This window comes from Slackia sp. (genome assembly GCF_977041755.1).
This window is the reverse complement of sequence record NZ_CDRRGL010000050.1, coordinates 1-12,760: the sequence shown is the minus strand read 5'-3', so window position 1 is coordinate 12,760 and position 12,760 is coordinate 1. Positions and strand designations below refer to the sequence as shown.

Here is a 12,760-nt window from a genome sequence, read left to right as displayed (position 1 = left end):
ATTTCTTCCAAACCCCCCGTCAATAAAAATGGGGCGCCCGAAGGAGCCCCTTTCAGTTCTACATTAGACATTTGCGGGCACGTTGAGGGCATTCTCATTCAGGCGCATGGTTCTGCTGTTTTCGCCTTCTGCATGCAATTATTGTCGCTGAAACGATACGAGCAACAGCGGCAGCCACAAACAAGCCGAATCCGATATACAGCCCCAGGGCGATAGACGGGTCGAATGTCGACACATCACGCCAGGGCGTTCCCATGTTTCGAGGGAAGTCGATAGCCCAGATGAACACGCAGGCAAACAAGGCGATATCGGCGATTGCCGCAGCAAGCACGACTGTCTTTCCCATCTTCCGCACAAGCAATCGCGCAGCCCAGCGCCACACAGGAACAAACAGCAACGGAAGTGCACATATCAACCAGAAATGCACCCATTCCGCATTTGCCTCAGCATGCGCCTCGTCGTATTCCGTTTCATCAAGATCGACCGCATTATTGCCCATGGCGACATCAAGAATGCCATTCGCCAAATTAAAGAACAGCGAGTTGCCCGCAACCGAGTCGTAGCCATCACCAAGCACGACCACACCAATGTCACGGTCCGGCAAAATCGCCATGCTCGCTACATTGGTCTCAACGTCTCCATCGTGACAAAATATGAGCTCGCCGTCGTTGTCGTACGAGGTCCATCCCATTCCGTAATATGAATCACCGTCCGGATCGGGCACGCGGCTCATGAACATCTGCATGATGCTGTCATAATCGAGCACATTCTTGCCGCCGGCCAAATACATTTGCAGGTAATTCGCCATGTCGCGAATGCTTGCGGAAACATACCCCGACGAAGGTCCTCCCCATGCATCATCGTTTTCGGCGTGCTGAAAATCATCCTGCACATAACGTCCGAAATAATTTCTGTGGCCAAGCACGTTTCTTGAATCAGAATACGTCGCGGCATCATCGGGGTCATCGTCGTTGATGCCGCCGAAAGTGTTGCTGTCGTATTCCCCAAGCACATCATTCGTGCGCAGGCCCTGCGCGGAAGAGTCGACCATATTGAGCGGAGCGAAAACATGCTTCGCCATGTATGCGGAATACGACTCCCCCGATACATGCTCAACGATGCGCCCGAGCAAGTCATAATTGGCATTTGCGTACGAAAACTCGCCGAAGCTGTCCCCCACCGTTGCCTCGTTGAGCGACTCGTAATACCCGAACCCGCTTGTTTGATTGAGCAACATTCGAACACTGACCTCGGGAGATATGAGATATTCGGGAGCATAATCGCTCGCAGGAGCATCCAGGTCGATTTTTCCCTGCTCCACAAGCTGCATGATCGCAACCGCGCACATCGACTTGCTCAATGAGCCGATATAGAAAGCGTCACCAGCACTTTCACACGTTCCAAACGTGCGCATATACGCAACCCCTTGGCTCGTGACAACGGCAACGGCTACTCCTGGCTCGTGAGTGCGACCAACGTTACGCGAAAGATACGAATCAAGCGCCGCCGAAAGCTCGTCGGAATCCAAATCGGTCGATGAAATGCCGATTGACGAAGTCGCAGAAACAGCGTCCTGTTTCGCAGGCTCGCCGGCATACGCCATGTGCGTAGTCGATACCGCGATAAAGCAGAGAACGCCGATGAAAACCACCGTGACGAATCTTGCCCATATGAGGTATATGGAACGAAACGGGTGCACTACGCCACATCCTCTGCTAAAACGCAGCATAAATGAATTGAACAGGCTCTGCGAAACCCGAAAATACTTCGTACCAAAATACAAGGCAGCCCGCAATCAACAAGAACAGCCCGGCGCCGACAGTCAGAGCAATCGGGTGGCCGCAGGCGAACGCAATGACTTCACAAGAAATCGTATGCAGGTTTGGACGCTCTTTCATAAACTGGCGAAATGTCATTCTGCACCGCCTAGGAATGCATTATCTTGGCCATTCACGAAATCATACACAGCATGCTCGATGCGCACCCAGCCAATCCAGCCCGGATGCACCGTATCACACAGGAAATATTTTTCGTATTCGCAGCTTGAAAAGTCAGCATAGGCAACGCCCGCCTCGTCGCACAAAGAGCGCGCCTGGTCATAAAATTGGGCACGAATGTCAGAAGTCACACCCATCTCGTCATACCAGCCGCCATGCATGGGCAGAATCACAACAAGCGGCTCAAGACCCGCCTCCCTGCATACCTTCAACAAGCACTGAAAATCGGCCCATTCATCATCGGCATGCACGAAATCTTGATTTTGCTCGCTTTTGTACTGAGAGTTTTTATCCCAATAAGCATCATGGATGCCGTAATCGTTATTGGTGCACGACTGCTCGCCTTGCGCCTGCGCATCGGAAAGCAGCACATCCCAGTCGGGCTCCCCCGTCGGCTCCCCAGTCGATCTCGTTGGGGAATTCTTGGGCGACCCCTTCACCAACGCGTCAATTTTACTGCGAATGCGCAGGTCATTTGAGAATTGATACGCAGCGTCATTAATCGCATCAACAAAAGTGTCGTCGTTGGCAGCAGCAATTTGCGTTCCATCAACGCCGAGCGTCTCAAGACGCTGGCGAACATACGCCTTCGTGTCATCGCCGATGGAGTCGTTTTCCAAAAAACCCTTGTACAGCTGATATGAAAACTTCGACGAGAGCTTCGACTGCTGACCGTTGCCTTTGAAGAACCACTGCGGCGAAAGCATGAGCACCACTTTGCGATTCTTCGACGCCGGCGCATATGCCCCGGCGGCAATCGCCTGCCAGAGACTTTGGTCGAACGCCTCGCCCACGTACGTCATATCGACGCCGCTCACGCTTTCGCCAAACACTTTCTGAGGGCATTGATTCACCAGCGGCGATGAAATATAGAGCTCTGACGTGCCAAACGTCAGAATGCCGTCGTCGCTCATGTTCGTCGTCGTAAAGTCGACGCTTTCCGATTTCGTACCCGAATAGACGTAATCGTAGAGGCGCGTTTGGTCGGCCACATCGCCCTGGCGCGGAAGCGCGCAGCAAACGCCGCCCACCACAAAGGCGATTGCGACAAGACCGGCCACAACGCCCTTAAGAAGAAGCATGCCCGAAACCTTCTTTTCAGGTGCCATTTCGGCCAAAACGCACCTCCTTTCCTTCGCCGTTTCCGTAACCCTTACATGCGTTTCTCAACCTGTTCGATAATCAAGTTCACCGTATTCATCTCTTCTCGCTCAACTTCGGTAGGAGCAATCGAAACGTCGAATTCATCCTCGATATCGACGAGCAGCTCGACCGCCGCCATAGAATCGAGGAACCCGAGCTCGAAAAGGTCTTCATCGCGATGATCGCGAACCTCTTCGTCGCCGCATACCTCCTCGAGCATGTCGAGCATCTTCTCTTCGACTTCCTCGTGAGTCATCGTTGCCATTGCCGTCTCCTTTCTAACAACGCCTCGCGGCGTTTTCGCTCTTCAATTCGCTTCGCACTCAACGTCACGCATCATGCACCACATGCGAGACGCGTGATTTGCCCCGAAAACAATGCAAAGCCGAAAAATACCGCTTGCATCGTCACGAACCACGATACGCCTCGAAACCACAGTTCCTTCTTATGCGCTTTATAGAATTTCGTTTTCTGAAACGCTTCTGTCGCCGCGAGCAAAACGCCATGGAACAGGCCATACAGCAAATAATCGGCAGACAAACCATGCCATGCGCCCATAAGAAGCATGTTCACCATGAAACCGCATTGAGCAACGCGCAAACGTTTTTTAAACAGCTTATGCTTCAACGCGAAACGCGAGAAACGCATGAACACAAAGTCACGCAGCCAAAAGGAAAGCGTGATGTGCCAACGATTCCAAAAATCTTTAATATCGACCGCCAAAAACGGGGCGCGGAAGTTGCGCGGCGTGCGAATACCGAAGCAATAGCTCGCGCCCATCGCCATAAGACTGTAGCCCGCGAAATCGAAGAACAAATACAGGCCATATTGATAGGCGATGATGACCTGTTGCCACAGCTCAACGCCAAGCCCCGCATTTCCCCACCCATGAGGGTCATAGAGGCGGAAGATATAGGCGGCAATAACCATTTTGTAGACCATGCCAGCCGCAATGAGCACTATGCCTCGAGCGAGAAGCCCGGCATATTCGTCGCGCGAACGCGTCGCATGAAGATCCTCGACAAAACGACGGCTGCGGTCAATCGGTCCCGAGGTAAAAACGGGGAAGAACACGATGAAGCACAGCCAATCGCTTGGGCTCATGCGTTCAATGATGCCATCGTGCACTTCAATAACAACCTGAGTTGCTTTGAACGTCAAATATGAAATGCCCGCAAAGCCAAGCAGGCTCGCATCAAACGCACCGCTCACCTTGCATACGACAAGCGGGTACAGCGTAAACGCAAGCGCTATGCGAAAGCTCCATTTCGATTTCGGTGTGCGCATGATTAGGACGCATCCCGCGGCAGACGAAGCCAAAAACAGCACGAAGCAGGCAAATTGCGCAGCATCGTTCATGAAAAGCAGGGCCACAAAGAACAATGACGCAACGAGACCATACCACTTCAGGGGTTTTTCGAGCAAGCCAAGCGCCGCCGCGCCCACGACAGCAACGGAAAGCAGGACGAAAAAACTGGGATCAGCGTAAAACGACATAACGACCAGCTTACGCGCGCTTGCTGCGCGAAGGCGCCGCAAGCGCTTTGCGGTCGATTTTCCCATTAGGGGTCAAGGGCATTTCGTCAATAAGGGCGAAGCGACGAGGAACCATATATTCAGGAATGCGCGCAGCAAGCGACGCCTTAAGCGAGCGCTCCAGGTCGAGCTTTGAGGGAACCTCGACCTTTCCCTCCCCGTTGTCGCAACAAACAGCGCAATCCGCCGCATCGGACTCGAGCTCCTCATACGCCGGCGTTCCGTCGGGGTGCTTTTGCAGAACGATGAACGCCTTTAAATACGCGATGCTTTCCTTATGAACCACCGGCACGACGCACGCTTGCTTCACGCCCCTGAGCGCGCGAATGTTTTCTTCGACATCTTCGAGCTCAATGCGGAAGCCATGGAGCTTGATGAGGGAGTCGAAGCGACCTTCGCAATGCAAAACTCCCTGTTCATCCACATGCCCCGCATCGCCCGTGCGATACGCGCGCACCTGCGTTCCATCACAGAGCGACGATTGTGAAAACGCCTTTTGAGTTTTCTCGGGATTGCGATAATAGCCCTTTGCCACCGTGTCGCCCACGATAACGATTTCGCCCGAATCGCCGGTCGCGCACGACTCTCCCGTCTCCGGGTCGCAAATGCGAATCTCGGTACCAGGTCGCGGCGCACCCGCCGGCAGCGGCGCGTCGCTCGCAAGTTCGGCTTCCCCGATCTCGCAATACGTCACAGCCACGGTCGATTCCGTTGGGCCATACGTGTTCGCCACGATGGCATGCGGAAAACGCTCACGGAGCGCAGCGGCTGTCGCATGGCGCAACGCCTCGCCGCAGAAAAGAAAGAGCTTCACACTTGGAAGCATGCTTTCGGAAAACGAAGGGTCGACCAGGCACAAATCAGCGAACGAGGGGGTCGAAACCCATACCGAAACGTCAGATTTCGCCAAATCGGCGAACAACGAGCGCGTGTCAGCCGTGAGCTCATGGGAAACGGCATGCATGCGGCCGCCCGTCGAAAGCGCACCGACCAATTCGTATTCGGAAAGGTCGAACGAATACGGCGGCTGGTCGAGAAACACCTGGCCGCCCTCGCGAACTACAGGGAACGTGCGCACCCATTGCATGAAATTGCACACATTGTTCGCCGAAATCTCGATACCTTTCGGCTTGCCTGTAGAGCCCGACGTGAAGATGATATATTGCGTTTCCTCACCGCTCACCCATATATCGCTCGCAGGCGCGTCGCAGCCAGAAAACGCGTCGATAAGCGCGACGGGATCAGAAAAGCCGGATATATCGAGCACGCGATCGGTGGCGACATAAGGAGCCAACGCCCCAGACAAAGGCGCGGCGCACACGACGAAGGGGGAATCAAGCTGGGATAGGATATCGCCAATACGCGATGCAGGAAGCTCCACGTCGACGGGTACAAAGGCATGGCCACTTTTCAAGCAGCCAAGGAAGCTTGCAACCATGCGAAAATCCTTATGGCCGAAAACCACGATCGGGAAACGATCAGACGTCATTTCGCGAAGCTTTGCGGCAATGGCGTTCGACGCCGACGAGAGTTCGCCATACGTCATGCAGCAGGAATCGGCCTCGAAAGCAATCGCCTGGGGCGCTATGGCCGCCTGCGTTTCAACCGATTCGACGAAAGCGTTCGACACCATGCATTCCCCCAACAAACGAGACCTTTAATAGAGCCACTTTAATTCTGTTGAAAGAATGTTTCTATGCCCGTTATCGTTTCGACGCATGACGCACAAAGCGCCACCACACCGGCACCGCATAAAATCAATGCTCTATGCATGAAGAATTCAAGCGAAAAAGCAAAGGTACGCTCGTCGACGCACATGAGAAAATTGCCAAGTGTTATTCAAGGCTTCCAAGCGAACCGAAGTGCCAGCGCGCCCGTGCGCTTAACAAAGTGAAATGACGAATCAATCGATAAACTTCGGCGGCATGGCTCCAATTCCAAGATATTCCGCAGCGAGCGACATGGGCTGAATCGTGGGCGAAGCAAACAATTTCGACGTGCCATATGCGATAAGGGTTCCCTTTTCGTCGGTGATACGCCCCTCGGTAAGACTTATAGTTCGGCCGTGCTTGATAACTTCACCCTCGGCATACATGATTCCGCTGTGGGCGGAGTGCATGTCGTTCACCGTAAGGTCGATGGTGGTGTAGCCCACGTCTTCAGGCATGCAGCACAACAGGCACCAATACGTCACCGAATCGAGCAGCCCAGCATTCACTCCCCCGTTAATGCCACCGAACATGTTCGTATGCTTTCGGTCAAGCTCCATGCGACAACGATAATGGCCGGCATCAAGCAGCTCGGTCGTGGTGCCAAGCAGCTTGAGATAGGGGCTTTCATCGATCATCTTCGATGCGACTTTGACATATTCAGGATTAAGTTTCATGATTTCCCTCTCATCTTCCCTTGACCTATGATACACGCGGCATTAGCTAGCCCATATTCGAAAAATCTTTGATCCCCTGCAAAAGCAGGTCAACCTCTTCAACCGTGGTATCGAAGCCAAAGCTTACGCGAATCGTCGATTTACCGAGCTTCAAGGGAATTCCGGCCGCCTGGAGACTCAAGGGGTGCTTCGGACGCCATGTGCCTTTAGGAACGGTCGTATGGTTTTCGGTACATGCGGAAGCTTTAGAAATGAAAATGCCCCGCTCGCCCAAGAAGTCAAGCAAATCTTGGCTGAAGAGGCTCGGCAGCGACACGTTCACGATATAAGGCGAGCCATCGTCGCGGGAGTTTACGATGGCATCAGGGGCGGCATCGTGCAGTCCTTCGACAAAACGCACTTTCAATCCGTAGGCGTGAGCGAGATTCGCCTCGCGATTCTCACAAGCCTTTTTTGCGGCAACCGCAAATCCCGCAGCTAAATACACCGGCTCAGTGCCCGACCGCAGGCCCCGCTCCTGGCCCCCACCAAAGGCGTTGGTGAACATCTGCGTGCCGCGCTTCACATAGAGCGCGCCAATGCCGCGCGGCCCGCCGATTTTATGGCCGGCAATGGTAAGCAGATCGACTCCCCAATCGCGGGGAAGCGTTGGCAGCTTTCCAAACGATTGCGTCGCGTCGCAATGGACAAGCGCACTTGGAGCACGCTCATCACGGGCAGCGACGATTTCGGGAACGGGAAGCAGCCAGCCGAGCTCGTTTTGAACACGCATCACAGAAATAAGCGTCGTGGGCTTGAGCAAAGCGCGGTGCAGCTGCTCCATGTCAAAATCGCCCGCGACGTCTTCAATATGCTCAACATCCCAGCCCTCGCGCCGCATGCCACGAACCGACCTTGTAACAGAAGCGTGTTCGAGGGAAGACGTCACAATGCGGCGTGATTCGCCCTTGCGCGCCATGCAAGCCCCGCGCACGGCGAGGTTATTGGCCTCGGTCGCACCGGAGGTAAAGAAGATCTCGTCGACGTCGACGCCAAGGCATTCGGCGATCGTGGCACGCGATTGCTCGAGCACCTCTTTCGCGGCATAGCCCACCCTATGAGACGAAGATGGATTGCCCCATGCATGGCGCAACACGTCATTCATCGCTTCAATCGCCTCATCGATAACGGGCGTGGTTGCAGCATTATCCAAATAAGCATTGCAAGCAGGCTCTTGCATGGTGATCCTTAATCGAATGCGCAAAGCAAAGCATCGCGCCACGGTGTCGAATTTCAGCAGCAAGCATAATTCATTTCGGCAAACAAAAAGCCGCGATAGGCAATCACGGCTTTCATTTCATTTCAACGGCAGTTATTCGGTAAACAGCGGAGTAGAAAGGTAGCGCTCACCCGTGTCTGCAAGAAGGGCAACGATGGTTTTGCCCTCGTTTTCGGGGCGCTTGGCAAGCTCAATCGCAGCCCAGACGGCGGCGCCAGACGAAATGCCCACGAGAACGCCTTCGGAATGGCCAACCAAACGGCCCGTCTCGAACGCATCGTCGTTTTCAACGGCAATAACCTCATCGTAGACGCTCGTGTCAAGCGTGTCGGGCACAAAGCCTGCGCCAATGCCCTGAATCTTGTGGGCGCCAGCAGTGCCCTTCGAAAGCACGGGAGAGCTCGCAGGTTCAACAGCGACAACCTTCACATCGGGGTTCTGAGATTTCAAGTATTTGCCAACGCCGGTCACCGTGCCGCCCGTGCCAACGCCCGCAACAAAGACATCAACCTTGCCCTCGGTATCATTCCAAATCTCAGGACCCGTGGTTTTGATATGGGCCTGAGGGTTTGCAGGATTGGTGAACTGGCCCGCGATGAAGCTGTTCGGAATCTCGGCGGTAAGCTCTTCCGCTTTCGCAATAGCGCCCTTCATGCCCTTGGCACCATCGGTAAGCACCAATTCAGCACCGTAAGCTTTCATGAGCAAACGACGCTCGACAGACATGGTCTCAGGCATCGTGATGATGAGTCGATAGCCGCGAGCCGCAGCAACCGAAGCCAAGCCGACGCCCGTATTGCCGCTCGTAGGCTCAATGATCACAGAATCTTTGTTCAGCTTGCCAGCAGCTTCGGCATCGTCAAGCATCGCCTTCGCGATACGATCTTTCACAGAGCCCGCGGGGTTGAAATACTCGAGCTTTACGAGCACCTTCGCTTTCAGGTCGAGGTTCTTCTCGATATTGCTGAGCTCCAGAAGCGGCGTGTTGCCAATAAGCTGGTCAATGGAAGTGTATACAGCCATGGGGATCTCCTTTTATAGAGTGGGGTGAAAACAAAACGAGCGCGAACTTACCGTTCGCTGGCACACAAACATCGACATCGCTCGCCGGCACACGACGCCACGCCATCCCTCTTCCAATGCCTCATTTCCATATTCCCACCTTTCCTGTAGGTATAACGGTATTTTATGATTTGGAGAACACGTGTCAAGCACCCACCCGAATTTTTTCTATCGACTAAAAGCATCTCGACATTTTTCATATAATCCTATCAACCCTGTATATAATAGGATTAATACATGAAACGTCACATTCACTCTACGCCCGTAAGGAGGGCTTGCCATGATGGTTTCAACCAAGGGCCGCTACGCCCTGCGCGTTATGATCGACCTCGCGGAGCACCAGACCGATGGATACATTCCACTGAAAGAAATTGCGTCGCGTCAAAACATTTCCGAGAAATATCTGGAAAGCATTATCAAGTCGCTCGTGAAGAGCAATATGCTCGTTGGCTTGCGCGGCAAAGGCGGCGGGTACCGCCTCACGCGCGAACCCGACCAATACACCATAGGCGAAGTGCTTCGTTTGACCGAAGGTTCGCTCGCACCCGTCGCCTGCCTCGAGGCGAACGCCGAATCATGCCCCCGTATGTTTGATTGCCGCACGATTTCATTATGGAGAGGGCTCGATGAGGTCGTGAATGAATACCTTGACGGAATCACCGTGGCCGATTTGATTGCGCCGTACCAATCGGGCGACAATTACGTTATTTAGGGCGCTTTACGCAAAACCAGTCTCTCACGATGCTCAAAGCCAAACCATGCTGCCACCCCGCCTCTCGCATGACACGGGGTGGCAGCTTTGCTTTTATGAAGAAAACCAACGATATGGCATAATGTCTCGTTGGGTATTGGAGGGAACATGGAACACAACGAGATGATGGCGAACCCGATTCGCCACATTCGATTCATTGGATACGGCCTCACGAACGCATGGTCGTTCATGCTGCTGTTCGTGCCGCTTTTTGGCGCGCATGATTCAACGACTGTCGTAAGCGGCTCGATGCTTTCGGGGGCCCTTTGCGGCCTTATACTGCTGCTCGTTTCGCCCAAACTGCAAACAATCGCGGGCCGCAAGGTGCTTTCGTTCCTCTTTGCCCTGGGCGCCTCAATCGGAACGCTTCTCTACGCGTATCCTATGCTCCCATCGTCTCCCGTTGCCCTGCTCGGCCTGTTGCTTTCGGGCTTTTGCTTTATCGGCATCGTCGCTTCGTGGTTCGAGAATTACGCTTGCTTAAGCACACGCGATGTGGTGCTTCTTGCGGGATGTTCGTTTCTTTTCGCAGCGATTTTATGCCTCGTATTAGCAGCGGTTCCGATCGGTATCTCCGCATTGTTGCTCGCAGCGCTTCCAATCGCGTCGTTCGCGCTTATGCCCCATTCCCTTGTTGAAAAGCCGCACGCCACAACAGGCGAACAAGAAACCGCAGCACAAGCAGCCCATTCGCTCATCGACAATGTCAAAGCATCCGTGAAATGGCGCACGCTCGCAGGGCTTTTCGTCACCTTTTTCGCACTAGGGTCCATCGGAGCCCTTATGCCGGCAAGCGAGCCACCGTTCGATTTCGGAATCAAATTCCTCATTATTCCCGTTATCATCTTCGTCTTCTTCGCCGTAAGCGCACTCACGCTGCGCAGCAAGGTCGATATGACGATTCTCTACAAGGTGATGCTCGCGAGTTTCGCGGCGCTCGTCTTCCTGTTCTCCAATTCCGAAAACGTGCCGCTGTCGATGGTGTTTTCTGGCTTCATCACGGCAGACGTGCTTATGTGGATCATGCTCCTGCTTATCGCGAAGAAAAGCCCGGCGAAACCTATGGTCGTGTTCATCATTGGCTGGTTCGCGGAATGCGCCGGCAACGTTTCGGGACATATCGTGGCACCGCTTTGCGCAGGCCAGTCGACCATTTTTGTCGCCGCTGTGCTCATGTTCATTGTTCTGACTGTAGGACTCATGTTCTCGGAAGGCCAGTTCGTACTCGACTTCGACATCGAGGCAGACGAAAGCAGCGTGCACGTTGAGGAAACCCCCGTTGAAGATTCGCGCGACGCCATTCGCGAATTCTGCGAGCACTACGGGCTGTCACCCCGAGAATCGGAAGTGTGCGAAATGTGGCTCACGGGCCATGGGCTGAAATACATTCAAGAGAATCTCTTCATTTCAGAAGCGACCGTGAAGACGCACGTGCGCAATATCTACCGCAAATGCAACACGCATAATCGTGCTGAAATCCTCGCCCTCTACGAAGCGGGATTAGAAAAATAAAAACCTCGAGAGTGCCTGCATGTTCGAGCTTGGGCGTTGGCGCGAGCCAACGCCCATTTTTAATGGAAGCGGCCATTCGGCTCGAAAAAAAGCCCGCACGCATTCCCAATAGCGGGCACACCTGCGGACTATTATCCGAATCGGAAAACCGATTGACGAGTTGCTTTTTATTGGAGCTTTTCCAGAACAGACTCGGTTGTAGTCACACGCGAGTCGTAACAACGCGTAAAGTACTCAAGGCCGCCTTCCTGGGTTCCCACGAGGAACGTCGCGGTGGCGTCGGCGGGAACGATGGTCTTATACCCGCGGAAATACGCGCCGGCAAGCGTCTGCAGCACGCAGATATTCGTGTCGCAGCCAACGGCGATAAGCGTGTCGACGCCCAGCTCACGCAGCGTCAAATCAAGATCGGTTTGGTAGAAGCCATCGTAGCGGCGCTTCGAAATTACGAAATCGCTTTCCTGCACGTCAAAATCAGCCAAAGGCTGTGCCGCATCGCTGCCCACAATGCCATGCTCGCCCCAAAGCTCCAATTCCTTATCAAGGCCAGGAATATGGGCATCGCACGAGAACACGACCGGCAACCCTTTTGCGCGAGCAGCCTTCACGATTTTCACGCTGTTCGACGCCATGTCCTCAAGACCTGGAGTCGCTCCCCCTTCGCCACCCAAAACATCGATGACGAGCACAGCCGTTTTCGATATATCGAACTCATCGGTTTGCTGCCAGGGAGTGTTTTGCGCTACGGGAATATAAGCCATCATGTGTTCCTTCCTGCGAGGCTTACGCATTTAACGCTGATGTTTGCCGCGCGTATCGCGACCGCGGCTCGATGCGTTCTTCGAGGGCCGCGCATGCACAACTCGCTGACGCGATGCGTGCCTGCCGGCGAGCGCCTGCGTGTCGTCTTCATATTCTCTCACTTCGGAAGCGCGTTGCTTCTCCTTCGCAGCCTGCTCCATAAGCTGGGCGCGAACGCGCGCCTTTCGCTCGCGCTCGCGCGCCTCGGCATCGGAAGAAACTCTCGTCGAGGCGACGGTAGCTCCCGAAACGCGCACGCGCTGCGAAGCTTGCCCGATATTGCCATGCAGGCGAGTCGTTCGAGCCGGCACATC

12 protein-coding genes are annotated in these 12,760 nt (G+C 54.2%); 2 read left to right on the top strand and 10 right to left on the bottom strand.

Annotated features, from left to right (window positions below):
- Positions 1-94: 94 nt before the first annotated feature.
- From ACWI8T_RS05265 to cysK, 8 genes are all read right to left on the bottom strand, one after another.
- A complete protein-coding gene (locus ACWI8T_RS05265) occupies positions 95-1,651 on the bottom strand; it encodes a serine hydrolase domain-containing protein (RefSeq protein ID WP_449138206.1) in 1,557 nt (518 codons plus the stop codon).
- Positions 1,652-1,912: 261 nt separating this feature from the next.
- Positions 1,913-3,106 carry a D-alanyl-lipoteichoic acid biosynthesis protein DltD gene (dltD, locus tag ACWI8T_RS05260; RefSeq protein WP_449138207.1) on the bottom strand — a complete coding sequence of 398 codons (1,194 nt, stop codon included), beginning with the start codon at positions 3,104-3,106 and terminating at the stop codon, positions 1,913-1,915.
- 44 nt (positions 3,107-3,150) lie between these two features.
- The gene (dltC, locus tag ACWI8T_RS05255) at positions 3,151-3,405 is read right to left on the bottom strand and encodes a D-alanine--poly(phosphoribitol) ligase subunit DltC (protein ID WP_449138205.1); all 255 of its coding nucleotides are present in this window, start codon (positions 3,403-3,405) and stop codon (positions 3,151-3,153) included.
- Positions 3,406-3,476: 71 nt separating this feature from the next.
- Positions 3,477-4,637, bottom strand: coding sequence for a D-alanyl-lipoteichoic acid biosynthesis protein DltB (gene dltB / locus ACWI8T_RS05250; protein WP_449138204.1), 1,161 nt, complete (start codon positions 4,635-4,637; stop codon positions 3,477-3,479).
- Between the two features lie 10 nt (positions 4,638-4,647).
- Complete coding sequence (dltA, locus tag ACWI8T_RS05245; protein ID WP_449138203.1) at positions 4,648-6,309, bottom strand: D-alanine--poly(phosphoribitol) ligase subunit DltA; 1,662 nt, start codon at positions 6,307-6,309, stop codon at positions 4,648-4,650.
- Positions 6,310-6,579: 270 nt separating this feature from the next.
- Entirely contained in the window at positions 6,580-7,062 is a 483-nt protein-coding gene (locus tag ACWI8T_RS05240) for a PaaI family thioesterase (protein WP_449138202.1), read from the bottom strand.
- 46 nt (positions 7,063-7,108) lie between these two features.
- The gene (locus ACWI8T_RS05235) at positions 7,109-8,281 is read right to left on the bottom strand and encodes a cysteine desulfurase family protein (RefSeq protein ID WP_449138201.1); all 1,173 of its coding nucleotides are present in this window, start codon (positions 8,279-8,281) and stop codon (positions 7,109-7,111) included.
- A gap of 132 nt (positions 8,282-8,413) precedes the next feature.
- Complete coding sequence (cysK, locus tag ACWI8T_RS05230; RefSeq protein WP_123219068.1) at positions 8,414-9,343, bottom strand: cysteine synthase A; 930 nt, start codon at positions 9,341-9,343, stop codon at positions 8,414-8,416.
- Between the two features lie 319 nt (positions 9,344-9,662).
- Here cysK and ACWI8T_RS05225 point away from each other — a divergent pair, with 319 nt between their 5' ends.
- Positions 9,663-10,094 (top strand): RrF2 family transcriptional regulator, encoded by a 432-nt coding sequence (locus ACWI8T_RS05225; protein WP_114615481.1) that lies wholly within the window; start codon positions 9,663-9,665, stop codon positions 10,092-10,094.
- Positions 10,095-10,241: 147 nt separating this feature from the next.
- Positions 10,242-11,645: a response regulator transcription factor gene (locus tag ACWI8T_RS05220; protein WP_449138200.1), complete on the top strand. Its 1,404-nt coding sequence runs from the start codon at positions 10,242-10,244 to the stop codon at positions 11,643-11,645.
- Positions 11,646-11,812: 167 nt separating this feature from the next.
- On the opposite strand, the gene ACWI8T_RS05215 is transcribed toward ACWI8T_RS05220, so the two are convergent.
- Positions 11,813-12,409: a cysteine hydrolase family protein gene (locus ACWI8T_RS05215; RefSeq protein ID WP_449138199.1), complete on the bottom strand. Its 597-nt coding sequence runs from the start codon at positions 12,407-12,409 to the stop codon at positions 11,813-11,815.
- Between the two features lie 27 nt (positions 12,410-12,436).
- Positions 12,437-12,760, bottom strand: a 324-nt coding sequence (locus ACWI8T_RS05210) for a hypothetical protein (protein ID WP_449138198.1), incomplete at its 5' end; no start/stop codon positions are given.